The organism is Rhodovulum steppense (assembly GCF_004339675.1).
Classification (GTDB): Bacteria; Pseudomonadota; Alphaproteobacteria; order Rhodobacterales; family Rhodobacteraceae; genus Rhodovulum; species Rhodovulum steppense.
On the sequence record NZ_SLVM01000010.1, the window covers coordinates 73,667 to 97,767 of the forward strand.

At 68.3% G+C, this 24,101-nt stretch carries 34 protein-coding genes and 1 tRNA gene; 15 read left to right on the top strand and 20 right to left on the bottom strand.

Translation table 11 applies throughout. The features are described from left to right. Positions 1-280 precede the first annotated feature (280 nt). The 15 genes from EV216_RS18245 to EV216_RS08500 all read left to right on the top strand — a co-directional run bounded on the left by EV216_RS18245 (position 281) and on the right by EV216_RS08500 (position 10,057). The gene (locus EV216_RS18245; RefSeq protein ID WP_165899203.1) at positions 281-436 is read left to right on the top strand and encodes a hypothetical protein; all 156 of its coding nucleotides are present in this window, start codon (positions 281-283) and stop codon (positions 434-436) included. Next, positions 436-1,704 carry a UDP-N-acetylglucosamine 1-carboxyvinyltransferase gene (gene murA / locus EV216_RS08435; protein ID WP_132694623.1) on the top strand — a complete coding sequence of 423 codons (1,269 nt, stop codon included), beginning with the start codon at positions 436-438 and terminating at the stop codon, positions 1,702-1,704. Before EV216_RS18245 ends, murA begins: the two co-directional genes overlap by 1 nt. Then, complete coding sequence (locus EV216_RS08440; RefSeq protein WP_132694624.1) at positions 1,701-2,186, top strand: DUF2948 family protein; 486 nt, start codon at positions 1,701-1,703, stop codon at positions 2,184-2,186. Before murA ends, EV216_RS08440 begins: the two co-directional genes overlap by 4 nt. Positions 2,187-2,303: 117 nt before the next feature. Then, entirely contained in the window at positions 2,304-3,614 is a 1,311-nt protein-coding gene (gene hisD, locus EV216_RS08445) for a histidinol dehydrogenase (protein ID WP_132694625.1), read from the top strand. Beyond that, positions 3,611-4,096 carry a UPF0262 family protein gene (locus tag EV216_RS08450; protein ID WP_132694626.1) on the top strand — a complete coding sequence of 162 codons (486 nt, stop codon included), beginning with the start codon at positions 3,611-3,613 and terminating at the stop codon, positions 4,094-4,096. The genes hisD and EV216_RS08450 overlap by 4 nt, the downstream gene beginning before the upstream one ends. A 1-nt stretch (position 4,097) precedes the next feature. Beyond that, the gene (locus EV216_RS08455; protein WP_132694627.1) at positions 4,098-4,565 is read left to right on the top strand and encodes an arsenate-mycothiol transferase ArsC; all 468 of its coding nucleotides are present in this window, start codon (positions 4,098-4,100) and stop codon (positions 4,563-4,565) included. Beyond that, positions 4,562-4,957 (top strand): ketosteroid isomerase-related protein, encoded by a 396-nt coding sequence (locus EV216_RS08460; protein ID WP_132694628.1) that lies wholly within the window; start codon positions 4,562-4,564, stop codon positions 4,955-4,957. Before EV216_RS08455 ends, EV216_RS08460 begins: the two co-directional genes overlap by 4 nt. Continuing rightward, positions 4,954-5,541, top strand: coding sequence for a GNAT family N-acetyltransferase (locus EV216_RS08465; protein ID WP_132694629.1), 588 nt, complete (start codon positions 4,954-4,956; stop codon positions 5,539-5,541). The genes EV216_RS08460 and EV216_RS08465 overlap by 4 nt, the downstream gene beginning before the upstream one ends. Further along, on the top strand, positions 5,538-6,431 hold the full coding sequence (locus tag EV216_RS08470) for a carbon-nitrogen hydrolase family protein (protein ID WP_132694630.1): 894 nt from the start codon (positions 5,538-5,540) through the stop codon (positions 6,429-6,431). The genes EV216_RS08465 and EV216_RS08470 overlap by 4 nt, the downstream gene beginning before the upstream one ends. A 68-nt stretch (positions 6,432-6,499) precedes the next feature. Beyond that, entirely contained in the window at positions 6,500-6,718 is a 219-nt protein-coding gene (gene infA, locus EV216_RS08475) for a translation initiation factor IF-1 (RefSeq protein WP_037209844.1), read from the top strand. Position 6,719: 1 nt separating this feature from the next. Further along, a complete protein-coding gene (locus tag EV216_RS08480) occupies positions 6,720-7,298 on the top strand; it encodes a Maf family protein (protein ID WP_132694631.1) in 579 nt (192 codons plus the stop codon). Further along, complete coding sequence (locus EV216_RS08485) at positions 7,295-8,338, top strand: ribonuclease E/G (RefSeq protein WP_132694632.1); 1,044 nt, start codon at positions 7,295-7,297, stop codon at positions 8,336-8,338. The genes EV216_RS08480 and EV216_RS08485 overlap by 4 nt, the downstream gene beginning before the upstream one ends. Next, entirely contained in the window at positions 8,335-8,517 is a 183-nt protein-coding gene (locus tag EV216_RS08490) for a DNA gyrase inhibitor YacG (protein WP_132694633.1), read from the top strand. Before EV216_RS08485 ends, EV216_RS08490 begins: the two co-directional genes overlap by 4 nt. Positions 8,518-8,596: 79 nt before the next feature. Further along, positions 8,597-8,671: transfer RNA gene (locus EV216_RS08495), tRNA-Phe, on the top strand. A gap of 318 nt (positions 8,672-8,989) precedes the next feature. After that, positions 8,990-10,057, top strand: a complete 1,068-nt coding sequence (locus EV216_RS08500) for a type I restriction endonuclease (protein WP_132694634.1) — start codon at positions 8,990-8,992, stop codon at positions 10,055-10,057. A 37-nt stretch (positions 10,058-10,094) separates the two neighbouring features. On the opposite strand, the gene EV216_RS08505 is transcribed toward EV216_RS08500, so the two are convergent. The 20 genes from EV216_RS08505 to EV216_RS08595 all read right to left on the bottom strand — a co-directional run bounded on the left by EV216_RS08505 (position 10,095) and on the right by EV216_RS08595 (position 24,098). Continuing rightward, complete coding sequence (locus tag EV216_RS08505; RefSeq protein WP_132694635.1) at positions 10,095-10,430, bottom strand: hypothetical protein; 336 nt, start codon at positions 10,428-10,430, stop codon at positions 10,095-10,097. A gap of 1 nt (position 10,431) precedes the next feature. Beyond that, positions 10,432-11,931, bottom strand: a complete 1,500-nt coding sequence (locus tag EV216_RS18835) for a glycine-rich domain-containing protein (RefSeq protein ID WP_341539358.1) — start codon at positions 11,929-11,931, stop codon at positions 10,432-10,434. A 3-nt stretch (positions 11,932-11,934) separates the two neighbouring features. Further along, a complete protein-coding gene (locus EV216_RS08515) occupies positions 11,935-12,312 on the bottom strand; it encodes a hypothetical protein (RefSeq protein WP_132694637.1) in 378 nt (125 codons plus the stop codon). Continuing rightward, entirely contained in the window at positions 12,309-12,794 is a 486-nt protein-coding gene (locus EV216_RS08520; RefSeq protein WP_165899204.1) for a hypothetical protein, read from the bottom strand. The genes EV216_RS08515 and EV216_RS08520 overlap by 4 nt, the downstream gene beginning before the upstream one ends. Then, positions 12,791-13,168 (bottom strand): helix-turn-helix domain-containing protein, encoded by a 378-nt coding sequence (locus EV216_RS08525; RefSeq protein ID WP_165899205.1) that lies wholly within the window; start codon positions 13,166-13,168, stop codon positions 12,791-12,793. The genes EV216_RS08520 and EV216_RS08525 overlap by 4 nt, the downstream gene beginning before the upstream one ends. Before the next feature lie 56 nt (positions 13,169-13,224). Next, entirely contained in the window at positions 13,225-13,602 is a 378-nt protein-coding gene (locus EV216_RS08530) for a hypothetical protein (RefSeq protein WP_132694640.1), read from the bottom strand. Positions 13,603-13,645: 43 nt separating this feature from the next. Further along, positions 13,646-14,071 carry a hypothetical protein gene (locus tag EV216_RS08535; protein ID WP_132694641.1) on the bottom strand — a complete coding sequence of 142 codons (426 nt, stop codon included), beginning with the start codon at positions 14,069-14,071 and terminating at the stop codon, positions 13,646-13,648. Beyond that, on the bottom strand, positions 14,068-15,057 hold the full coding sequence (locus tag EV216_RS08540) for a hypothetical protein (protein WP_132694642.1): 990 nt from the start codon (positions 15,055-15,057) through the stop codon (positions 14,068-14,070). Before EV216_RS08540 ends, EV216_RS08535 begins: the two co-directional genes overlap by 4 nt. Next, positions 15,057-17,705 carry a phage tail protein gene (locus tag EV216_RS08545; protein WP_132694643.1) on the bottom strand — a complete coding sequence of 883 codons (2,649 nt, stop codon included), beginning with the start codon at positions 17,703-17,705 and terminating at the stop codon, positions 15,057-15,059. The genes EV216_RS08540 and EV216_RS08545 overlap by 1 nt, the downstream gene beginning before the upstream one ends. Beyond that, positions 17,702-18,103, bottom strand: a complete 402-nt coding sequence (locus EV216_RS08550) for an NlpC/P60 family protein (RefSeq protein ID WP_132694644.1) — start codon at positions 18,101-18,103, stop codon at positions 17,702-17,704. Before EV216_RS08550 ends, EV216_RS08545 begins: the two co-directional genes overlap by 4 nt. After that, complete coding sequence (locus EV216_RS08555) at positions 18,100-18,606, bottom strand: DUF1833 family protein (RefSeq protein ID WP_132694645.1); 507 nt, start codon at positions 18,604-18,606, stop codon at positions 18,100-18,102. The genes EV216_RS08550 and EV216_RS08555 overlap by 4 nt, the downstream gene beginning before the upstream one ends. Before the next feature lie 4 nt (positions 18,607-18,610). Beyond that, complete coding sequence (locus EV216_RS08560; protein ID WP_132694646.1) at positions 18,611-18,985, bottom strand: hypothetical protein; 375 nt, start codon at positions 18,983-18,985, stop codon at positions 18,611-18,613. A 3-nt stretch (positions 18,986-18,988) separates the two neighbouring features. Further along, the gene (locus EV216_RS08565) at positions 18,989-21,157 is read right to left on the bottom strand and encodes a phage tail length tape measure family protein (RefSeq protein WP_132694647.1); all 2,169 of its coding nucleotides are present in this window, start codon (positions 21,155-21,157) and stop codon (positions 18,989-18,991) included. Next, a complete protein-coding gene (locus EV216_RS08570) occupies positions 21,150-21,422 on the bottom strand; it encodes a DUF1799 domain-containing protein (protein WP_132694648.1) in 273 nt (90 codons plus the stop codon). Before EV216_RS08570 ends, EV216_RS08565 begins: the two co-directional genes overlap by 8 nt. A 98-nt stretch (positions 21,423-21,520) precedes the next feature. After that, on the bottom strand, positions 21,521-21,898 hold the full coding sequence (locus EV216_RS08575) for a hypothetical protein (protein WP_132694649.1): 378 nt from the start codon (positions 21,896-21,898) through the stop codon (positions 21,521-21,523). A gap of 9 nt (positions 21,899-21,907) precedes the next feature. Then, positions 21,908-22,837: a phage tail tube protein gene (locus EV216_RS08580; protein ID WP_132694650.1), complete on the bottom strand. Its 930-nt coding sequence runs from the start codon at positions 22,835-22,837 to the stop codon at positions 21,908-21,910. 2 nt (positions 22,838-22,839) lie between these two features. Continuing rightward, the gene (locus EV216_RS18250) at positions 22,840-22,998 is read right to left on the bottom strand and encodes a hypothetical protein (RefSeq protein WP_153749926.1); all 159 of its coding nucleotides are present in this window, start codon (positions 22,996-22,998) and stop codon (positions 22,840-22,842) included. 1 nt (position 22,999) lies between these two features. Further along, the gene (locus EV216_RS08585) at positions 23,000-23,422 is read right to left on the bottom strand and encodes a phage tail terminator protein (protein WP_132694651.1); all 423 of its coding nucleotides are present in this window, start codon (positions 23,420-23,422) and stop codon (positions 23,000-23,002) included. Next, on the bottom strand, positions 23,419-23,841 hold the full coding sequence (locus EV216_RS08590) for a gp436 family protein (protein ID WP_132694652.1): 423 nt from the start codon (positions 23,839-23,841) through the stop codon (positions 23,419-23,421). The genes EV216_RS08585 and EV216_RS08590 overlap by 4 nt, the downstream gene beginning before the upstream one ends. Then, positions 23,838-24,098, bottom strand: a complete 261-nt coding sequence (locus tag EV216_RS08595; RefSeq protein WP_132694653.1) for a hypothetical protein — start codon at positions 24,096-24,098, stop codon at positions 23,838-23,840. Before EV216_RS08595 ends, EV216_RS08590 begins: the two co-directional genes overlap by 4 nt. Positions 24,099-24,101 lie beyond the last annotated feature (3 nt).

Consider the following 24,101-nt stretch of genomic DNA (forward strand, 5'->3'; position numbering starts at 1 on the left):
GTCGCCCGGTAGAGCCGCCCCTTACCAAGGGAGTGCTCTACCACTGAGCTACCACAGCCTACCGTTTCCAGATCTCTGCCCCGGGTGTTGCCCCGAAGCGGGTGGGCCCTGGAAATGCCCCTCGCTCCGGCCGCTCCCTTGGTCAGAACCCCTGATCGCCGCAGGTATGTTCCGCCGTCGAGCCCGTGCGGCCTTTGCGTCGGCGGCTGATTAGACGCATTCGCCCCGCGACGCAAGCGCTATCTGGACGCATTTTCGCCCCTGCGCTAGAGAGGGCGGCATGACTGGAAAAACCCCGAGACCCGGCCATGACAAGGCTGCCGCCGCGCGTGAGGAACGGCTGAAGCAGGCGCTCAGGGCGAACCTCGCCCGGCGCAAGGCGCAGGCCAAGGCGCGCGGGGCCGACAAGGCCGAAGGGCAGAAAGAGCAGGGCTGATGGACCAGATACTGATCCGGGGGGGCGGGCCGCTCCATGGCGAGATCGCGATCGCGGGGGCCAAGAATGCCTGCCTTGCGCTGATGCCCGCGACGCTGTTGACGGACGCGCCGCTGACGCTGACCAACGCGCCGCGGCTGTCGGATATCCGCACCATGACGACGCTGTTGCAGTCGCTGGGCGCCGAGGTCTCGGCACTGCACCGGGGCAAGGTTCTGGCGCTGTCCTCGCATGATCTGACCGGCACGCGGGCGGATTACGACATCGTGCGCAAGATGCGCGCCTCGATCCTGGTGCTGGGGCCGCTGCTGGCGCGCTGCGGACATGCCGAGGTGTCGCTGCCCGGCGGCTGTGCCATCGGCGCGCGGCCGGTCGATCTGCATCTGAGGGCGTTCGAGGCGATGGGCGCCGAGCTTGACCTGCGCGACGGCTATGTCCACGCGCGTGCGCCCGGCGGGCTGAAGGGCGCTGTGATCGCGTTCCCGCAAGTGTCGGTCGGGGCGACCGAGAACGCGCTGATGGCGGCCACGCTGGCCCGCGGCACCACCGAGATCCGCAATGCCGCGCGCGAGCCCGAGATCGTGGAACTGGCCCGCTGCCTGCGCGCGATGGGCGCGCGGATCGAGGGCGAGGGGACGGGCACGATCACCATCGAGGGGGTCGACAGCCTGGGCGGGGCCACGCATGCGGTCGTGCCCGACCGGATCGAACTGGGCACCTACATGCTGGCGCCCGCGATCACCGGCGGCGAGGTCACCTGCCTGGGCGGGCGGCTGGATCTGGTGCGTGCCTTTGCCGACAAGCTGGAAGAAGCGGGGGTCACCTGCGAGGAAACCCCGGCCGGTATCCGCGTCAGCCGCCGCAATGGCGCCGTCAAGGCCGTCGATGTGCGCACCGAACCCTTCCCGGGCTTTCCGACCGATCTTCAGGCGCAGATGATGGCGCTCTTGTGCACGGCGTCGGGCGAAAGCCGACTGGAGGAGACGATCTTCGAAAACCGCTTCATGCATGCGCCCGAACTGATCCGGATGGGCGCGCGGATCGAGGTGCATGGCGGCACCGCGACCGTCTGCGGGGTCGAGCGGCTGAAGGGGGCGCCGGTGATGGCGACCGATCTGCGCGCCTCGGTCTCGCTGATCCTCGCGGCGCTGGCGGCCGAGGGCGAAACGCTGGTCAGCCGGGTCTATCACCTGGATCGCGGCTACGAGAAGGTCGAGCAGAAGCTTGGCGCCTGCGGGGTGCATATCGAAAGGGTCAGCGGTCAATGACCGGGCCGGGCGACGACGCGCGCTTTGCCGACGGGACGGAACGGCCGCTGCGCCTTCTGGCCCTTGCACCCGAGGATCTGCAGGTGATCTCGGCACTGGTGCAGGATGCGGTGCTGCCCGCGACCGAAATGCGCTGGGACCGGCGCGGGCGGCGGCTGGCGATGCTGCTGAACCGCTTTCGCTGGGAGAACCGCGAGGCCGCCGAACGCCGCGGCCGCCCCTATGAACGGGTGCAATCGGTGCTGAGCATCGAGGATGTGCGCAGCGTGGCCAGCCAGGGCGTCGAGCGGACCGATCCCGATCTCGTGCTGTCGTTTCTGTCGATCGGCTTCGAGCCGGGCGAGGACGGCGCAGGCCGGGTGTTGCTGACGCTGGCGGGTGACGGCGCCGTCGCGGTCGAGGTCGAGTGCCTGGAGGTGTCGCTCTACGATGTCACCCGCCCCTACGAGGCGCCCTCGGGGAAGGCGCCCGACCATCCCTGACTCCCTGCACCGGCCTGTCCGCCGTTGTCGCCGGGCGATGCACGCATCCCCTTTGGGGTGTTCCCCCGGCGAAGGATTGCCGCTACACACGGGCGCGTGAGGCTCATGGGGGACGACATGCCGGTTTTCCTGGACAGTACGGCGGCGACGTTCGAGGCAGAGTTCGCGGCACTTCTGACCGCCAAGCGCGAGGACAGCCCCGATGTGGATGCCGTCGTGTCCGAGATCATTGCCGATGTGCGCGCGTTGGGCGATGCCGCGGTGATCGAACTGACCGCGCGCTTCGACCGGCTGGCGCTCAGCCCCGAGACGCTGGCCTTTTCCCCCGAAGAGATCGAGCGCGAATGTACGAAGGTGCCCGCCGCCGAGCGTGACGCGCTGGAACGCGCGGCCGAGCGCATCCGCGCCTATCACGTCCGCCAGATGCCGCAGGATGTGCACTGGACCGATCCCGAAGGCGCGATGCTGGGCTGGCGCTGGACTCCGGTCTCGGCCGCGGGGCTTTATGTGCCGGGGGGGCTGGCCTCCTATCCCTCGTCGGTCCTGATGAACGCCATCCCCGCCCATGTAGCGGGGGTCGAGCGGCTGGTGATCTGCGCGCCGACACCGGATGGCAAGGTCAACCCGCTGGTGCTGCTGGCCGCGCGGCTGTCGGGCGTTGACACAATCTATCGCATCGGGGGCGCGCAGGCGATTGCGGCGATGGCCTATGGCACGCAGACGATCCGGCCCGTCGACAAGATCACCGGCCCGGGCAACGCCTATGTGGCGGCGGCCAAGCGACGGGTGTTCGGCAAGGTCGGCATCGACATGATCGCGGGACCCTCCGAGATTCTGGTGATCGCCGATGCCGAAAATGATCCCGACTGGATCGCGCTTGATCTGCTGTCGCAGGCCGAACATGACGAAAGCGCCCAGTCGATCCTGGTCACCGACGATGCGGCGTTCGGCCGGGCGGTCGCCGCGGCGGTGGACAAGCGGCTGGAAACGCTGGAACGTCGCGCCATCGCCGGGGCAAGCTGGCGCGATTTCGGTGCGATCATCACCGTGCGCGACCTGGACGAAGCGGCCGAGCTGTCCAATCGCGTCGCGCCCGAGCATCTGGAACTCTGCGTGGCCGACGCCGATGCGCTGGCGGCGAAGATCACACATGCCGGTGCAATCTTCCTCGGCGCCTGGACGCCAGAGGCGATCGGCGATTATGTCGGCGGCCCGAACCACGTCCTGCCCACCGCGCGTTCGGCCCGTTTCTCGTCCGGGCTGTCGGTTCTGGATTTCATGAAACGAACAACGATCGCCCGCATGACGCCCGCCGCCCTCAAGGCGATTGGCGCTGCCGCCGAGACGCTTGCCATTTCGGAAAGCCTTGAGGCGCATGGGCTTTCCGTCCGCGCGCGGCTTGACCGCCTGAACGGGGACCAGCCATGACCCTCGCCCGTCTGATCCATGTGGAACTGGACGATTCGAACCTGCCGCCGCCGACGCCGGAAATCGAGCAGGAACGCAAGGTCGCGCTGTTCGACCTGATGGAGGACAATTCCTTCGCGCTGCCCGGGCGCGACGACCGGCCTGCGCCGGACGGTCCCTACCGGCTGGTGCTGTCGATCCGGGAAAAGCGGCTGGTCTTCGATGTGCGCACCGAAACCGGCGATCCCGCGGCCGAGTTCCACCTGTCGCTTTCGCCCTTCCGACAGGCGGTCAAGGATTACTGGCAGATCTGCGAAAGCTATTTCGACGCCGTCAAGCGCCTGCCGCCCAGCCAGATCGAGGCCATCGACATGGCCCGGCGCGGCATCCACAACGAGGGTGCGCGCATCCTTCAGGAGCGTCTCGACGGCAAGGCCGAGCTGGACATCGATACCGCCCGGCGGCTGTTCACCCTGGTCTGCGTCCTGCATTTCGGGGGCTGACTTGAGCGGGCCGCTTCCCTCGTCGGTCCTGTTCTGCTGCGATCACAACTCGGTCCGTTCACCGATGGCCGAGGGGATCACGAAGAAGTTCTATGGAAGCGACACCTACGTCCAGTCCGTGGGCGTGCGCAACGACCGCGAGGTGGACGGCTTTTCCGTGGCCGTCTGCGACGAGATCGGGGTCGAGATCGACCGCCACCAGACCCGCTCCTTCGACGAGATGGAGGAATGGGGGGACGATCTGTCGGGCTTCGACCTCATCATCGCGATGAGTCCTGCCAGCCTGCGGCGCGCGCAGGAACTGACGCGCTATTATCATCTTGACGTCGAATACTGGCCGGTACTGGACCCGACCGGCCTGGGCGAGACACGCGAGGCGAAACTTGCCGCCTATCGCCAGACACGGGACCAGATCGTCGAGCGGCTGATCGGCCGCTTCGGCCCGCCTATGCAAGGGAGAGAACCATGAGCCGGGACGTGATCGAACGCTATTTCGCCGCCTTCAACGCGGGCGATACCCAGGGAATGCTGGCCGAACTGGCCGAGGATGTCGAACATCATGTCAACGAGGGCGTGATCCGCCGCGGCAAGCCCGCCTTTGCCGAGTTCTGCGCCCATATGTCCCGCTGCTACCGCGAGACCCTGACCGACATGGTGACCTTCGCGACCGAGGACGGCACGCGGGCAGCTGCCGAATATGTCGTGAACGGCACCTATCTGGAGACGGATTCGGGCCTGCCCGAAGCGCGTGGCCAGACCTATGTGCTGCCCGCCGGGTCGTTCTTCACGCTGAAGGATGGCAAGATCGCCCGCGTGACCACCTATTACAACCTTGCCGACTGGCTGAGGCAGGTGAAATGAGCCTGGACTTCCGGGTGCTGACGGGGCCGGAGGTCGAGGCCGCCCTCGACGATCTGGCCGCGTTGCGCATCCGGGTGTTTCGCGACTGGCCCTATCTCTACGATGGCGATCCGGCCTATGAGCGGCGCTATCTGGCCAGCTATCGCGACAATCCGCGCGCGATCCTCGTTGTGGCCTTCGATGGCGGCCGGATCGTCGGCGCCTCGACCGGCACGCCGCTGGAGGATCATGCCGACGATTTCGCCGCCGCCTTTGCGGGCACGGGCTACGATCTGGCCGAGATCTTCTATTGTGCCGAAAGCGTGCTCTTGCCCGAGTATCGCGGGCAGGGGGCGGGGCATGCCTTTTTCGCTGCGCGCGAGGATCACGGTCGCCGCCTGGGCCGACGCTTCTGCACCTTTTGCAGCGTGCTGCGCCCGGCCGATCACCCGCTGAAGTCCGCCGCCTATAGCCCGCTCGATGCCTTCTGGACGAAGCGCGGCTATGAGCGGCTCGATGCCGTGGTCGCGCAGTTCGAGTGGAAGGATATCGACCAGCCCGGCGCCACAAGCCACGACCTGCAATTCTGGATCAAGCCGTTATGAGGATCGCCGCCGCCGCCTGGCCACTCGACTGGCACGAAAGCTGGGCCAGCTACGAGGACAAGCTGTCCCATTGGGTGGACGAGGCCGCGGGGCAGGGGGCGGAACTGCTGGTCTTCCCCGAATATGGCGCGATGGAACTGGCCTCGCTTGCCGGGGCGGAGGCGGCCGGGGATCTGGAACGCTCGTTGCGCGCCGTCGCGGATCGGGTCGAGGCTGCGGATGCGCTGCATGCAAGGCTGGCGATCTCGCATGGCGTGCATATCCTGGCTGCAAGCGCGCCGGTCTGGCGCGGCGCGCGCCCGGTGAACCGCGCGCGGTTCTTTGGTCCGCAGGGGCAGGTCGGCCATCAGGACAAGCAGATCATGACCCGCTTCGAACGCGAGACCTGGGATGTCCACCCCGGCGGACCGCTGACGCTGTTCGAGACCCGGCTGGGAAAGATCGGCGTGCTGATCTGCTATGATTCCGAATTCCCGCTCTTGGCGCGCGCCCTTGTCGCGGCGGAGGCCGAGATCCTGCTGGTGCCGTCCTGCACCGATGCGCTGGCGGGGTATTGGCGGGTGCGCGTGGGCGCCATGGCGCGCGCCCTCGAAGGGCAGTGCGTCGTCGTGCAGGCCCCCACCGTGGGCCCCGCCGCCTGGTGCCCGGCCGTCGACGAAAATGTCGGCGCAGCCGCGATTTACGGCCCGCCCGACCTGGGCTTTCCGCCGACCGGCGTGTTGGCCGAGGGGGCCCTGAACGCCCCTGGTTGGGTCTATGGCGAAGCTGACCGCGATGCCATCGCCCGGGTCCGCGCCGAAGGGGCGGTGCTGAATGCCGCGCATTGGCCCGAGCAGGACGCGCGCACGGCGCCTGTCGTTTCCGCGCCGTTCGATGCATTTACGACTTGAAATATGAACGGATCGGGCGCATCTACTTGGCGCCCGCGAAAAGCCGGGTAACCTTCGATGGAGTGTTCATGGCCAAGGAAGAAATGCTCGAATTCCCCGGCGTCGTGAAGGAACTCCTGCCGAACGCGACATTCCGGGTCGAGCTTGAGAACGGCCATGAGATCATCGCGCATACGGCAGGCAAGATGCGCAAGAACCGCATCCGCGTTCTGGCCGGCGACCGCGTTCAGGTCGAGATGACCCCCTATGATCTGACCAAGGGTCGGATCAACTATCGCTTCAAGTAGCTTGCGGCTGATCCTCGGGTCCGCAAGCCCGCGCCGCAGGGACCTGCTGGCGCAGATCGGGGTCGTGCCCGACGAGGTGCGCCCCGCCGATATCGACGAGACCCCCGGCCGGGGCGAGTTGCCCCGCCCCTATTGCGCGCGCATGGCCATCGAAAAGGCCCGCGCCGTCGCGGCCGCGCCGGATGAACTGGTGCTCTGCGCCGATACCACCGTGGCGCTTGGCCGCCGCATCCTTGGCAAGCCGGAAAACGCGGGCGAGGCGGCGGAATTCCTGCTGGCCCTGTCGGGCCGCCGTCACCGGGTCATCACCGCCGTCGCGCTGCGTCTGGGCGAGCGGATCTGGGAGCGCGACGTGGTGAGTGCGGTCCGGTTCAAGCGGCTGTCGGATACCGAGATCAACGCCTATCTCGCCTCGGGCGAATGGCAGGGCAAGGCGGGCGGCTACGGTATCCAGGGCATGGCCGGGGCCTTCGTGCCCTGGATCAACGGCTCGTTCTCGGCCGTGGTGGGGCTGCCGCTGGCCGAGACCGCGGCGCTGCTGGCGGGGGCGGGCTATCCGCTGCATGGAGGGCAGGCATGAAGGGGCGCAGCGTCATCCTGGACGAGATCGCGGGCCGCAAGGCGGCTGCGCTGATGGTCGACGGGCGGCTGGACGATCTGTTCATCGACCCGCCCGGCGACAGCCCCGCGCCGGGCGCGATCCTGCGTGCCGTGGTCGATCGGCAGGTCAAGGGGCAGGGCGGGGTATTCCTGCGGCTGCCGGGCGGATCGGCCTTTCTGCGCCAGGCCAAGGGTTTGCGTCCCGGTCAGGGGCTATTGGTGCAGGTCACGGGCCATGCCGAACCGGGCAAGGCCGTGCCCGTCACGCCCCGCCTTCTGTTCAAGAGCCGCTATGCCATCGTCACCCCCGATGCGCCCGGCTTCAACGTCTCGCGCACGATCCGCGACGAGGACGAGCGTGACCGCCTGCTGGAGATTCTCCATGACGCGATGGCGGGGGCGGCCGATCAACTGGGCGTGATCCTGCGATCGGCCTGCGCCGGTGTTGCCGATGCGGCCATCGCCGAGGATATCGCGATCATGCGCGGTCTGGCCCAGGACATTCTGGCCGAACCCGTAGATGGCGCACCCGAACTTCTGCTCGACGCGCCCGACGCCCATACCCGCGCCTGGCGCGACTGGGCCGATCCAGACCCCGACGAGGTGATCGACCGCCCCGGCAGCTTTGCAGAAACCGGCGTTCTGGACGCGCTTGCCGCGCTTTCCGGGCCCGAGCGGCTGCCGGGCGGGGGGACGATCTTCGTCGAGCCGACCCGTGCGCTGGTGGCCGTGGACGTGAATACCGGCCCCGACACCTCGCCAGCCGCCGGGCTCAAGGCGAATATCGCCGCCGCCCGCGCCCTGCCGCGCCTGTTGCGGCTCAGGGGGCTTGCGGGCCAGATCGTGATCGACTTCGCGCCGATGGCCAAGAAGGACCGCGCCGCCCTGGAACAGGTGCTGAGTGCCGCCTTCCGCGCCGACCCGGTCGAGACCACGCTGATCGGCTGGACCCCGCTCGGCCATGCCGAACTGACGCGCAAGCGCGAACGCCTGCCGCTTTCCGAGGCGCTTGCCCCATGACCTGCCCGATCTGCAAGAAACCGGCCGACCCCGCCTATCGCCCGTTCTGCTCGCGCCGCTGCGCCGATGTCGATCTGGGCAAGTGGCTTTCGGGCAGTTACGCGGTGCCCTCCGACAGCCCCGACGACCGCGACGAGGCCGCGCGCGCCCTGTCCGAGCTTCCCCCGAAACCGCACTGATTTTCTGCCCGAACCCTCTGGACAGCCCCCTCTCGCCCGTCTAGAAACGCGCCACCCGAAGCGACACCGCTTCACCCGTGCCCGGGTAGCTCAGGGGTAGAGCAGTGGATTGAAAATCCTCGTGTCGGTGGTTCGATTCCGCCCCCGGGCACCATAAACACTAAATAAATACAATGACTTAATAGCATTTTGTGCGCTCGTGAGTTACCCGTTCTGCCGCGTGGGTATCAGTCGGGTATCATTTCTAGCCGAGTGCATCGGGTTCGGTGCAAAAACAGAACCGCGATCCTGTAGCGCGGCGCCAGCTTTTGCACGGATTGGCAGCAGCTTCTGCACGGCAATTTTCGCAGGGCGTCAGGAATATCGCACCGACTGGCGTGGCTGACGCTTCGGGGGAAATCGCTGGACTCCTTTCGTTGGCCTGCTCCACGCTCACCCCATTGCGCGAATCGAACTGCGATTGGAGGGTCTTATGGTCGAATTCCTCGAAAAGATTGATGCGCTGGCGGCTCGGTCCAGAGCAGCCGAACGCCAGGCACTTACCGAGGAGGCCACGAAGACCGCCGTCGTTCTGCCCTTTATCCAGACGCTCGGGTTCGATGTCTTCAACCTCGAAGAGGTGATGCCCGAATTCGTCGCCGACGTGGGCATGAAGAAGGGCGAGAAGGTCGACTTCGCGATTAGGATCGATGGCAAGATCGCCATGCTGGTGGAGGCCAAGCCGATCAACAGCAAGCTCGGTGACACGCAGTTCAACCAGCTCTTCCGCTATTTCCATGTCACCGAGGCGCGGCTCGCCATTCTCACAAATGGCAAGGAAGCCTGGTTCTTCTCGGATACCGACGAGCCGAACAAAATGGATAAGCGGCCGTTCTTCACCTTCGACTTCCAGAAGCATGACAAGGCGCAGGTGCAGGAACTCGCCCGCTTTCAGAAGAGCTGCTTCGCCATCGACTCGATCATCGAGGCAGCCTCGAACCTCAAGTATACACGCGCCGCAGCAACCTATCTCAAGAAGCAGATGGACAACCCCGACGACGAGTTCGTGCGCCTCGTCGGGCGCCAAATCCATGACGGCTCGATTACCAAGACCGTTTCCGAGCAGCTGAAACCCGCGATCCAGGCGGCCCTCGACGAGATCGTCCGTGATCGCATCCAGGACACCCTGAGCATCAAGCTGCGGGGCGATCACTCTCCCTCGGCCGAGAAGACTGAGCCCGTGCGGGTGCTGGACGATGCCGACATCGAGACGACCGACGAAGAACGCGAGGGCTTCATGATCGTCCGAGCCATTGCTGCCAGGATCGCCCCGATCGAGCGGATCACGATGCGGGACGCCAAAAGCTACTGCGCCATCCTGATGGACGACAACAACCGCCGCCCGATCTGTCGTCTCTACTTCAACTCGCCGACCACCAAGAACGTCGGCTTGTTCGACGCCGGGAAGACCGAGACGAAGGTGCGCGTCGAGGGGCCGTCTGATCTCTACAAGCATGCCGCAGCGATAGAGGCGGTCGTGCAGGGGTATCTGAACGGGTGACTGCGCGACGCGAACCTGGGCGCCGTGAGCAAAAAGGTCACGGCGCCGCCCCTCCAAGATCAGGCATGACTGTCACCGTCAGCCAACCCCCGGCCGGGAATGTCTCGACCGCGCCGTCGGCATAGGTGACCTCGAATTCGGCGAAATACACGCCCGAGGCGTCGGTGTCGCCATCGGCCCAAGCGTAGCGCACCACGCCACCTTCGTCATGGATGTCTGCGGGGGCGTCGACCACCTGGTTGAACCCCCGATCACGCATCAGGAACCGCACGCTGGCGCCTGTCAGCACGCCGCTGCCCTCGGAATAGATCGGCAGCTTGTATTCCAACCCCGGACTGGTATCGCCGCGCTTGATCTCGAATGTCGTGGTCATCTCAGCTCCTGTATCCGCGGACCGATCCCATGCCGCCGGTCTGGCCCGGCTGGGCCCAGCGGCGGGCGGACAGAGCGCCAACGGCGAACGCGCCGCCCGCGACCCAGGCCGGGGCTGCGGTTGCTGCGCCACCGATCCGGTGCACCTGACCCAGCGCGCCGCCCGCGACTGCGATGGGCGAGGCTGCGACCGCCGCGGCAAAGGCATGCACCTGCCCCAGCGCACCGCCGATCACGCTCGCCGCCGATGCAATCGCCCCGCCGTCGATCTCGTCGATGGGCGACAGCCCGCCGCCAGCAGCAGCAGCCCGCGCCACGGCATCGGCCCCGCCGATCCGATGGGTCTGCCCAAGCCCGCCGCCCGCCACGACAGCGTCAGAGGACACGGCCCCGCCGTCGATTTCGTCGATGGCTCCGATTGCCCCGCCGGATGATGCTGCGGCGGCCGCGACTGCGCCCCCACCGATCAGGTGGGATTGCCCAAGCCCGCCGCCCGCTACAGCAGAGGCGGACGAGACTACCCCGCCAGCGACCGCGTGCGACTGCCCAAGCCCGCCGCCAGCAATGACCGCCAGCGCGGCAATAGCTGCACCTGCGATCAGATGGGTCTGCCCCAGCGATCCGCCCGCGACGCTCGCCGCCGATGCGACCGATCCGCCGCCGATTTCGTCGGGTGTCGTCTCGCCGCTCGGCGTGGCAACGCGCAGGATGACGATGCCATCTGCGCCGGAGCCGCCTTGTCGCACTTCAGCCACACCAAGGTCGTGTGCTCCTCCACCCCCGCCGCTACCCGGAGTAGCGCCGGGGGCGCCCACATCCCGCTCTGATGAGATCCTCCCGGCACCCCCTCGACCATACTCTATCGTCAGGCCGTTGATCGTGCTGACGACACCCGGACCAGCAGCCCCCCCAGAAATGCCGACGATGCCATCGCCACCATCACCGCCAGCGCCGCGACCTCCGCCGCTTGCCCGCTGGGGGTCGGCGCCCCGTCCACTGACCGCGGGGCGAGCACCGTCGCCACCAAAAAATCCTGTCGGATGATCGGCCCCGTACAGGCTGGCGTTGTCGTTACGGGCACCACCGCCACCACCGTCTGATGGCGCCTGATGCGCTGATGGCAGGTTTGGATCACCGCCTCCCCAACCACCCCCCAGCGCGGTCATGCCTAATGCAGAGGTATTTCCGCCCTTGATTGTCGCCAGCGTCAGCGACCCAGCGCCAGCAGCACCGGCACCCACAATCAGCGAGTGCGCCCCTTGCGATACGGATACCGTCCCCGTCAGGACATCCCCGCCCGAACCGCCCCCGCCAGCACCGTAGCGCCCAACCCCGCCGCGACCACCACCGCCGACGATCAGGTAATCCACGTCCCCCGGCGTCTCGACCTCGACCGAGCCATCGGCCGGGAACTCATAGACATCGTAGCTGACACCGCCGATTTCGACGGTCGTCTTGCTGGCCCCGACGCCAGAGAACCCGGAAATTACGGCATAGGCCATGGATTACAGCCCCCGTCGCAGCGCCACGCCCGCGCCGAGGATCAGCCCCATCGGCACCAGCAGCGGCCAGACCAGCGTGACGCACAGGATCACGCCTGCGCTCTGGAACGCCATGTCTTCCAGCCCATCGGACAGTTCGCCGCCCAGATAGCGCCATTGCAGCCACTCCCAGCCCGCATAGAGCGCGAGCGAGACGGGGGCGAACCACGCGCCGATCAGGGCCACGGGCAGGGCGCCCACCAGGGCGAAGTGGAGCACCTGATTGCGGGCATATTTCCGCGGATCGTCCGGGAAAGCCGAGGGCGTCAGGAACAGGCCGCGCAGCCACGGCGGCATGATCCGCACCAGCGCAGCGACAGGGGCGGGCAGGCTATCCTTCACGCCCCCACCCCCGCCAGCGCGGCCACCAGATCGGCCAGCGCCTGCGACCCGCGCAGAGGCGCGGCCTTGGCGTCCCCGATCACCTCGGTTCGGGCGATATAGCGCGTCTCGATCCCGTCGCGATCCAGCGTGGCGGACTGGATCAGGTCGCTGACCTCCAGCGTGTCCAGCCACCCCGACCATGCGTCATTCCAGGTGGTCGCGGCCGCGTCGATCTGCGCCAGATGCCCGGCGAACTCGGCCAGCGTGCCCGGGCCGCCGATGCTGGCCATGAACGCCGCGCTCGCGGCGGGCTGTTTCTGCCCCTCGACCAGAGCCGACAGACACAGGGATTTCGCCGCCCGCATCGCGTCATTGGCCCGGTCGATGTCCCGCAGTCGCAGATCGCCCGTGCTGGACTGGATATAGCGCAGCGCATCGGCCGCCTCGATCACGGCCGCCGCGGCCTGCGGCATGACGGCAGGGAATTTCGATAGGCTCATAGGTCAGTCTCCCATGGAAAAAGGGTTCCGGGGGCGCGCACCAGGCGGTATCCCTCGCCAATGACGCACTCGATGACAGCGACGCCGCGCATTCGCTTTTTCAGGTAGTGGGCCAGCACCCGCAGCCCGTTGTCGCTGCCGCCGTCGTCTCTGTCGGGCCAGAGCGCGGCGCGCAGCGCCTCGCCCGACACGATCCGGCCCTCGCGGCGATAGAGCAGACAGAAAAGGGCGCGCTCCATCCCGGGCAGGTGCCGGTCCGGCCAGACCCCGACGGTCGCGCTGGCCTGCCCGGTCAGCTCTGCGAAAACGTGGACGGCGTGGTCCACCGCGTCGCGCGGGCGCATATCCTCGAGCGTGGCGCGGAAAGCGGCCACCGGGTCGCGGGCGCGACCCGGCCTGCCGGTCCCGACTGGCGCCCGCGGATTCGTCATCACGCCGCCGGTGCGAAGCCGATCTCGATGGCGCTGGTCAGTGCCATCGGGTTGCCCTCGGTCACCTCCTGGGGCGCCGGGACGGGCAGCGTGACCAGCAGACGGCTGTTCGAGGCATCGACCAGCGCCCAATGGGTGCCTGTGCCGGTCGCGTCGATGGTCCCGTCCGTGAAGGTGGCGATGTCCACCTTCCGCCCGCCGCCGGTCCGGTTCGCCTGTGCGCTGATCGACGGGGCGATCTTGGTCCCCAGCTTGTAGGTGGTCGCAGCCTGCGCATAGGTCGTCGGCTCCTGGCTGCACAGGTGCAGACGAGGCGTCACGGCATCGCGAAGCACCTGAAGCCCCGCGTCGTACAGGCCATTGGAATAGGTGGTCATCTGTTGGTCTCCTTTGTCGCTAGGTTTTCAGGCGGGGTGCGGATCACAGCGCCGCCCCCCTGATCCAGATCGCGTCCATCTGCTCGGCCGACGCCCCCATGGTCGCCGCGACGGCCAGCGTCAGCGGGTCGTGGCGCGGGATATCGGTGATGTAGCCCCAGTCCGGATGCGCCTCGATCGTGGCGCGATGTGTGTCCCAGGCGGTCGGGCCCGCATATCCCGTGTCCGGGTCGATCTCGGACCCGTCGGGGCGCGTCAGCCGCATCGCCCGGACGAACTGGATCACCCGGATCGTCTCGGGCACCGCGGGCGGGGGTTCAGGCGGGGGCGTGAACACGCCGTCGGCATAGGACCAGCCCGGCCCGGCCTCGCCCGCCTCGGGCCAGCCTGCGGCCCAGTCGGGCACCGCGCCGGGTGCAGCCTCAATCACGTTGACAACGACGCCTGCCTCGACCTGTGCCAGCCTCATATCCAGATCCTCACTTCGCCACGCGCGCCGTTATACGGCCCGCCCGACGTGCGCCGCCCCGCGCCACCGCCGGGCGCGACTCCGCCCTCGTTGAGGTTGCCGCCCCGCCCGGCGAATGCGGATAGGCCACCCCCATCGGTCCCGCGCGCCCCACCGGCCCCGCCCCACCAGCTATGCTTCCTGCCCTCATCCGCCGGATCGGAATATCCGCCGCAGTGATAGGCGTTCCAGCCACCGCCCAAGCCGCGCGCAAACATCCCCCCTGGAGTGGCTGGCTGCGAGGAGCCCGAGGCCATCGCCCCAGCGCCGTAGCCCGTCAAAAGCGATCCGAAAGTGGTGTCGCCTGCGCTGCCCGCAGGGTTGTTGTCTGTGCGCCCAACGCCACCAGCGGCTATCAATATGCTGACCGTACCGGGAAGCTCCGCCGCACGGAAAATCCCTATCGCACACGCGCCGCCACCTCCCGGAGTATAGCCGCTGCTGCCGCCACCCGCACCGATCGCGTGCACCCGCACCAACCGATTATCGTGCAACCCGCCCGGCTTGGTCCACGTCCCGGACACTTCGAACTGCCAGTAGAAGGAGCCCGCGTCGGCTGACGCACCGGCCAACAACGGGCTCTGCACCCGGAATGCCCCGCCGACATATTCCAGCGTGCTGCGCAGCCCCGCGCTGACGGAGCCCGGGAGAAGCGTCGCGCCTTCGGCATCCAGCACCGGCACCGGCGGCAGCCCCCCGATCGACAGCGTCATGCCGCCCGTGTTGACCGACGCCCAGCTGATCCCGAACCGCATGCCGTCGATCAGCCCGCTGGCCCCCAGCGGCGGCTCCAGCGTGGCCGTGATGGTGTTCACCCCCGCCACCCCCGTCAGCGGGAAGCAGCTGGCGCGGTACAGCGCCGCCATGTGCATCGCGTATTGATCCAGGAAGCTCGGGCCGGGAATCGGTCCGGCCGAAGACCCGGAGAAGATGTCGCGCGTTCCCATCAGGCCCACAGCTCCTTTCCTTCGTCGACCAGCGTCAGGCTGGCCATGAAATCCGCCCGTGGCTCGACCGCGAAGACCACCGCACGCAGCATCTCGCGCCCCAGATCGCCCACCGCGACCAGCACGTCCTCTGCGATCCCGGCGGCCGGTATCGGCGGGTCGAACTCCAGGACATCCGTTTCGCCGGTGCCGCCCGCGACGGCATGCACGGTGACCGTGCCGGTTGTGCGCCGGATCGCGGCCCCGGTGCGCCGGCCGATGGCCCGCATGTCCGTGACAGCCAGCATGTCCGTGACAGCCAGCAGGTCGGGCTCGTTCGAGACGGGCACAGGGTTGTCCAGGCGGATCGCGGCGACATTGCCCCCGTCGAGGGCCACATCCATCACCCGACCGGCCCCGGCCTGCGCCGAGAGCGTGTCATGCACGACACCGACCAGGTCGCCGCGCCTGCAGACGATTGCCTCGGCCGGTGCCGAGAGCGTGTAATAGACCCCGCGCATGTCGGCCTGGGCGAGGTCGTATTTCGCGCGCTTGCGCACCTCGGCCTCGGTGACCAGCCCGGCGTACCGCACCTGTTCGACCAGCCCGGAATCGTCGCTGTAGCCGGGCCGCATCACCATGATCTGGCGGGTGTCATGGTCCCGCTCGGCGTCAGAAAAGCTGACGCGGAACCCGTGCGGCAGGCGCGGGAAAGCCTTCGTCCACTCGAAGCCCGAGGAATTCCGGGGCGTGAAGATCTGGACGGGGGCCTCGGCCGAGCGGTCCAGGTCGCGCGCAACGCCCCAGCGTTCGGACATGCGGGGCTTGGCATAGCCACAGCCTGCGACGATCTCGGCCGCTTCCATGACGGTTTGCCCGTCGAAGATCGCGTTGCAACGGTAGCCCAGATCGTCGCAGGCCGCGCGCCACTGGACGAGGTCGTCATCGTCGATGATGTCGGCCGGAACCGGGTCCAGGTTTTGCGCGCCGGTCCAGATCGCCCGAAGGTGCGGGGCGGGGTTGTCGGTCACCGTCCAGTCGGCCCAGGCGTAGCCGTTCCAGTCGCGCACATAGCCGCCCGCCCGGCAACTGAGCGACTCGAGATTGCGGTTGCGTGCGCGCACCGCCACGATGGCCAGGGCATCGGTGGGCAGCGGGTGCTCGTTCCAGACCGAGACCGAGCGCACCAGCTGCAGCGTATCCATGACGCCGTTCCGGTTGTAGACGATCTTCCCGGGCGTCCCCCTGACGCCCCAGAAATCCCACACCGACCCGTCCACCGTGTAGCCCGCGGCCGAGAAGGTCGATGCCCGGAAGGCCGCCCCGCGGCGGATCTCGATCTGGTAGCGCCCCTTCGGGAACACGGCAGGATCGAGCATGATCCGTGCCTCGTAGCGCGACATGATCACATGCCGGACGCCGGTGCCGCCGATATTGCCGGCATCGAGCCACGGATCGCCCGCGCCCGCGAAATACGGATGCGCTGCCCAGTCGTCCGAGGCGGGCGCAACCGTCTGGCCCGGCGCCGTCACGCGGGCATGGACCCAGCCTTCGCCGGGCGAGGCGCCAGGCGAGGTCGTGGCGTCATCGGCCCAGATCAGTCGGATCGTGCTGCGCATCTGCCGGACATCCGAGCCCTGGAAATGCAGTTCGGGCAGCTCGATCCAGTTCTCGGTGCCGAGCCGCCGCATCCGGAGCCGCAGGGGCACGCGCAGGGCCAGCCCATCGTCGCCGTTGCGATGCAGCCCGCCCGGGAACACCAGGTGCAGCCAGTGTTCGTCCGGCGCATCGCGCGTGGCGAATGCCACGGCCTGCGGCAACGCACTGGCCGTATCGCCGGTGGCGCTGTCCAGCGTCAGCCCGTCGTCGCCCACCTGGTGACCACGCAGTTCGGTCTGCAGCGCCTCGGTCCGGGCCTGGCGACGCAGCAGGGATATGCGCGAGTCCCCCGGCCAGCCTTCGCGCACCTCGTAATCCACACCGCTGAGCGTGCCGATTGCGGCGGTTCCGACGCGGATATCCTCGATCCGATGCGGCCCGGCGAGCACGAATGCCGCTTCGACCACCTCGTCGGGGCCGTCGAAATAGACCAGCGGTTCGGCGGCCAGCGGCGGAAAGACCTTCATCTCGCCGACGACCCGCGGGACAGGGGCGTTCGCCTCCAGCAGGTTGCCCGCCGCACCGGCATCGCCCGGATTGCGCGTCTTGCGTTGCTGCTGGCGCGCCATGGGCGTCGACACCAGCGACGACAGCAGCAGCGACCCGGCATAGCTGACGCCCGCTGCGAGAAGCGTTGCGCTGGGGCTGCCCGCGGCGAACAGTCCCCCGGCGGTCTTCAACCCGCCCGCCGCGATCCAGCCCGTGGCGGCCATCAGCGCGAAGCTCGCCACCACGGCAAAGACGTTCTTGCCGTCCCGCCCCCCGCCCATTGGCGCCGCATGGAAGGTCACCTCGACCGGCCGGCCATTGGCCTGCGCCTTGGGCCGCACCAGCGCCCAGGCCGCGCGCGGGACCGGGTGGCCGTTGATGCAGATGATCCCGCGCTCGCTGAAATCCTCAGGCAGACCGCGCATGCGCCCGACCATCTCGAGCAGGCTCAGGCCCTCGGGCAGCCAGGCGACCTGCGGCTCGAAGGCGAAGGGCGGGCGGTGAACGGCCAGAACGGTCATTTCCGGTACCTCCGGAAGCCCATGACCCGCCCGGCGACCGACAGATGCGACCGCGGCACCACAACCGAGCCCGTCGCGGCCTCGGTATGCAGGAGCCTGTCGGCATCGACGGCGATGCCGACATGCGCGACGGATCGGGAATCGCCCCGCGCCCGCATCAGCACGACGTCGAATGCCGCCGGGATGTCCACGACCTCCCAGCACGGATCGGCCTGCCCGGCCCCGATCGCGCGCGCCACGCGGACCAGGTCGCGCGCGCTGATCTCGCCATAGGAGGGCAGCTCGACCCCGAGGCATTCGGCATGGACCAGCCGCACCAGACCCCAGCAATCGCAGGCGCACCGCCCGCGCCCGCCGTCCTCGAACGGGATCCCGACATATCCTGCCCACCAGCTCATCGGAACAGCCCCGGGCAGCGCGAAGCCGTGGCTGACACGCCCGGCCACGGCTCCTGCGCATAGTCGCGCAGCATCACCGTCCCCGTCACCTCGATCGGCTGGCCGGTTACGTCGATCAGCTCGAAATGTCGCATGGCGTAAATCGGTGTCGCGGTCCCGATTTCGGTGCGGGGCACGGCGGTCAGGTCGAAATCGGCCGATGACAGCAGCTCGACCCGTATCCGCGCCCGGCCGGGCAGCCTGCGCACCGCCTCGCCCAGGACGCGGTCGACATTCTTCACGCGCAGCTCGGCCGTCGGCGCGGCATCGTTGTCCGAGGCCAGCCTGAAACCGAACGGAACGCCCTGGAAGACATGCCCGCGCCACACATAGTCGAGCACATCGCTGACGGCCAATATCGGTTCGGGCAGGTTCTCGTGCTCGATCGTCAGGAACGCGAGCAGGGCGTCAGGAATCGACGAGCGTTCGAGGGTTTCGCGGATGGTCGCGGGGATCGGTCTCATGGCGTCACCCCGGCAACCGGATCAGCGTCAGCGACAGGTCGAAATGGCGCCCGCCGCTTGCGATGATCGACCAGGCACGATCCTGTGCCGCCCCGAAGATCCAGCGGGCCTCGTCGTGCAGGACCGGGTCGATCCACAGAAACGGCAACGTTCCGCGACGCAGGTCCACCCCCCAAAAGGCGTAGAAGATCTGCACCTGAGCGCGGGTCAGCATCGGAAACGTACCGTTCCACTCCCAGGTATCGGCCGTGGTACGCGCTGCCAGCAAAGGGGGCCCCACGTCCGGCTCGAAAACGGCGCGATCCTCGCGCGGTCCGCCGCTCCAGGAGCGGCGCTCGGGGGCCTGGGGCAGGTCGACGGGCCAGAGGGGCAGAGCCATCCCTTACCTCCGCACCGGTTCGGGCGCGACGCCGTGCCGGGACCGCGCGGCCTTGTCATAGCGCCCGCGCGCCCATTGCCGTCCGACGACCACCTCGATCAGCTCTTCGCCGTTCGGTCCCGTTCGGCGTTCGGTTGTGGCCGGATCGGTGCCGTAGTTGTTCACCTGCACCACGGTTCCGCGTTGTCCGGCGTTGGCCGCGGTCTGCCCGGAGGCCGTTCTCAGCGCGGCCACGGGTGCCGCCCAGGCTGCCCCACCGCCAACGATACCGCCCGCCGCGCGCCGCGGCAGCGCATGCAGCATCTGGCCGGTCCGGTCGGAATTGATCGCCTCGAGCAGCGGACGATACCGCGCGGTAGAGGCGGCATTGACCATGTACTCGCCATCCGAGGCCAACATCAGGATACTGTCCGAGGTGGACGTGCCGGGCCCGGAGATCGGGCCACCCCCGGCACGCGAGACCAGCGGCACCGCGCCGCTGGCCCCGAAGACGGACGGAAACCAGGTGGCCATTTGCTGGAAGAGCGCCATCTTGGCGAGTTGGGCGGCCAGGTCCTGCGCCGCCCGTTTCGGATCGTCGAAGATGCCGTCGAATGCCTGACGGATGGCGGCCGCGGCATCCTTTCCCAACTGGCCAAGCTCCGTGTAATCCTCCTTCAGCTTGTCGAGCGCGCGCCCCTTGACGTCTTCGGTGACGATGGATGGGAAGAGACGGTGCAGGTCGTTGATGCGCTTGACCTCGGCGGCGTATTGCTCGGCCGCCGTCCGGGTCTGGTCGTAAAGGCGCTGTGCGTCGGCGAGTCCGAGATCGACCCCGCTCGATCCGCCACCACCGCCGGACCGGGCCGGACGATCCCGCTCGCGCGCGGCCTCGCGCTCCTGGTCGAGCTGGCGGTCGAGCGCATCGCCGTATCGCGCAACGCCGCGCTCGAACTCGATGACCTGGCGCTCGAACCAGTTGGCACCCTGCGCCCGGGCGTCGAACTCGGCCTCGCGGCGGAACTCCTGGGCCGCGCGCGCCGCCTCCCGCACGCTCTTGCCGGCCTGCAGTGCCTGCAGCTCCGCCTGTTTCGAGGCATTGCTCAGGGCGGTGCCGCCCAGGCTCGACAGCGAGGCCAGGATGGCATCGACCTCGGACCTGACACCGGCCATCGCCGAGGCCCAGGCGTCCGTCTGTCCGATCGCACCGCTTGTCGCGGCGGCCGCGGCCCGCAGCGCCTCTTCAGCCCTCAGCGTCTCGGAATAGAACTCGGCCTGCTCTCGCGTCATGTTCTCGACGCCGCCGGTCGCCCCGAGAATGGCGGCCTGCATCCTGTCGATCGCGGCGATCTGTGCCTCGATCGTGTCGGCCTCGCCGATCCGCCGCATCAGCGCCTGCATCTGGGCGAGCTGGCCCAGCGACAGTCCGAACAGGTCTTGCAGCTGCCGGGCGCCGGTCTTCAGGAAGCCGTCGCGCTCGAACACGTCCGAGAGGGTCTTGGCCGCCTCGGCCGCATCGAGCGCCAGCTGGCGCAGGCGGAGATCCTGCAACTCGCGATTCATCCGGATGATGTCCGGGGTGACGTCGCCGAACTGCTTGAACAGCTTGTCCAGACCGCCCTGATCGACGGCGTCCCGCCAGGACTTGGTCGTGTCGGCCAGGCGGTCGACCGCGTCGGCCAGCGACAGTGCCTCGTCGCGCGCGCCTGTCATCCACTGCACCAGCGCCGCGCCGGCGGCGATCGTGCCGATGGTGACCAGGTTGACCGGGCTCAGCACCTGCACGAATGCGGCCCCGAGCGCCCTGACAGCACCGGCCGCCCCCATCGGGCCCAGGATCTGGGCGACCTGCGTGCCTTGCTGCATGGCCAGCATCAGGGGCGATTGCCCGGCGCTGAGCATCACGCCGATATCGTTGAACTGGTAGCCCAGGTTTGCGACCTGTCCGGCACTGAGCGCGCTGGCCTGGCCGATCTGCTTCACCGCGCCCGCCCCGGTCTGGGTGGCGACGGCCGCCGCACGCGCTGCGGCCGAACTGGATTCGATGGCCTGCGAATAGTGGCGGGCCGCCTCGGCCGAGCCGCGCGCCTCTCCAGCAACGGCGGCCAGGTCGCGCTTCACATCGTTGGCGGCCGCCTTGACCTGGTCGGCCTTGGCCGTGAAGAAGATGGAATAGACCAGCTTCTCAGCCATCGCGCGCCCCGTTCAGCACGGCCATCGCCGCGCGCTCCATGAACTGGATGTCCACGAACACGCCGGAGGGCAGGTGATGGTGACGCAGCACGATGTCGACCGCGCCATAGTCCAGCCCGAGCCAGACCGCGCCCGCCAGACCCGCGGCCAGACGCCACTGGGTCTCGCAGGCGAGAAATGCCACAACGCTGTCCCAGTTCGACTGCCACACCTCGAATTCGTCCTCTTCCGTCTCGATCCCCGTTTCGGCCAGGTCCACGCCCATCGCCGCGAAATCGCTGGCCAGATCGGCGTCGATCGACGCGGGTCTGGCCGGGTCTGCGATCCCGAGGCGGTCGCGCGCCCAGGCGCGCGCCGCCTCCCTCAGTTTCCCAGACGCGCCTCCTCGCCGGCCGAGCTCTCGACAAAGGCCCGGTAAAGCGCGGTGCGGAACCAGACGTGCTGAAGCGCAGCCTCGAACGCCTCGTCGCTGAAGGCGACGGCCCCGCCCTCGTCGTCGACGACATCGTCCCAGTTCTTCACGATGCCGCGCAGTTCGGCATGTTCATGCGCGGCGCGGTCCCGATCCGTCGTGAGTGCTGCGTACTCTTCCTGCGCGGCCAGCGTCGCCTCGCGCGTGCGGGCCTCGAACTGGACCTTCAGTTCCTGCGTGACGACGGCGCCGGGCCGATCAGGATCGGGGATGCGCACCTTGACGGGCCACCAGTAGCGCGGCGCGGTGCTGGACAGGCGAAACTTCATGGCAACCTCTCAGCGGACGATCAGCGCGATCTCGTCCATGCCGGTCAGCGGGCACAGCGAGAGCGGCAGCGAATAGTTGACGATGCCGTCGCGCTCGCCCTGGGTGGGCTTGCCGATCTCGACGGCAGGGGAGGCGGCCTCGACGATGTTGCCGGCCGTCTTGCCATGCACCAGCGACAGGGCATCGCGCGTCCGGGCCTGTGCCCGCTCGAACCAGTTCACGACCGACAGCGGCTGGGCGACGACAACCGCGCTGCCCGAGCTCGAGCGGTCGCCGATCATCATTTCCTCGTCGCCGATCAGGAACCGGGGCACGAGCGTGTTGCCCAGATCGAGGCTCAGGCTTTCGGCGACCGAGGACCAGCCATGCAGCGTCATCGTCGTGTTGGCCTTCGACACCGTCGCCGGCGTGGTCCAGCCCGCCATGGTCACCGCGGGCATTGCCGCCAGGTCGGTGATCGTGCCCAGCATCCCGATCATCGAGAAGCGGAAGCGCGGGATGGCCTTGGGCGCGAAGGACATCGTCCAGGTCGCGCGGCAGCCCAGCATCACATGCTGGACCTTGTCCGACACGAAGTAGAGCGAGCCCGACTCGGTGTCGTCCTCGACGATCTGGTAGGTCACCTTGACGCCGGGATCGATGATCTGGGCCATGCCCGACACCCGCAGCAGCGAGCCGTAGCGCGGCACGGTGCCCGCGGCACCGGCACCTGCGATCTCGACGTCGAACTCGATCTTGGCGTGCTGGCCCTCCAGCGTGATGCCCTGCTGGCCCATGTAGGGCAGCATCAGGTCGCGCGAGACCTCGTCCGCCTCGATCGGCGTGATGGTCACGTTGGTCGCGATGATGGCATCGGCCGCAGCCGGGGCGGCATCGACGCCGTAGCCCGACTCGATCTTGTGCAGGATGGCCAGCTTGCGGTGGCGGCGAATGGCCATGGTCAGGTTCCTTTCCGGGGCATGCGCCGGATCGGCTGCGGCGCGTCATCGGTATTGGACGGGGCGGCAGCAGAGCCCTCCCGGCTCAGCGCGCCCGTATCGGGATCGCGGACATAGCTGCCTCCGCTTGTCGGTTTCGTCGGGTCGGTAGTCGTGCCCATGTCATTCCCCCGTCAGAAATCGCGTGGTTTCCCACGTCTGGACGTAAATGCTGACGCCTGTGGCAAGCGGGCTGCTCTCGCCACCGACCAGCTCGAACGGATTTTCGCACTCGTCGGCCAGCCAGCCGGCCAGCGCAACCTCGACCGCGCGCTTGAGCCCGTCGAACATGGCTGCGCGCTCGGCCCCGCGGGCGTCGTTGTGGTGGCGCACGACGAAGGCAGTCAGGATCTGCGTCTGGACGAGCTGACGATACCCGCCGGTTGCGATCTGGTTTGGCCGGGCCCGTTCCCGGTAAGGGATCACGAAGCATGTGCCATGCGCGGCAGCCGTGCCCTTGGCCAGCGCCTCGACATCCTCGGCGACCTCGACCCCGGCCAGCTCCGGTGCGGCCGAGACCAGGCGCTGGACGACCGCCCCGATCATCGCCACCCCCTGAGATGGGTGCGCGTGAAGACCTCGCGCGGCGAGGCGGCGACATGGGTGCCGGCAACCTCGGCCGGGGTTTCTCCGGCGGCGTCGGGCAAGGTGATCAGGCCGCGCGCAACGTCCTTCAGCCCGGCGATGGCATCCTTGTAATCCGCGGTGACATGGTCGGGCGCGCCGTCGCGGTGCAGCACGTACCGCGCGATCGAGACCGCCCAGGTGTTCAGCAACCTCGGCGTGCCGGGCAGCGGGAGGGCGTATTTCACGCGGACATAGCCGTTGATGGTGCTGTCCGCATCGGCCAGGGCGGCGGCGATCACATCCGGATCGGGGACGCCCAGACCGTCGCGATCCGCGACCTGCAGGATTTCGACGTGACCGGCCCGCGCGATCAGGTCAGCCAGGACGGCATAGCTCATCCGCCCGCCTCCATCTCGACGGCGCGGGCCTCGGCCTTGTCGGCCCAGACACGGAACGCGCGAAGATAGCCCTCCGTGCAGGAGGCCACGATCCCCGCGCCGCGCACAACATGCGTGCCAGACGACTGGCGCACCCGGACATTGAAGGCGCCCGCGTCGATCGCCCCGCCGTCACGGGCGACCAGGGCGGCCTGGGCGCGGACCCGGGCGGCGGCCCGGCGCAGGTCGGCGGCGGTGATCGGGGCGGGACGGGCCATCGC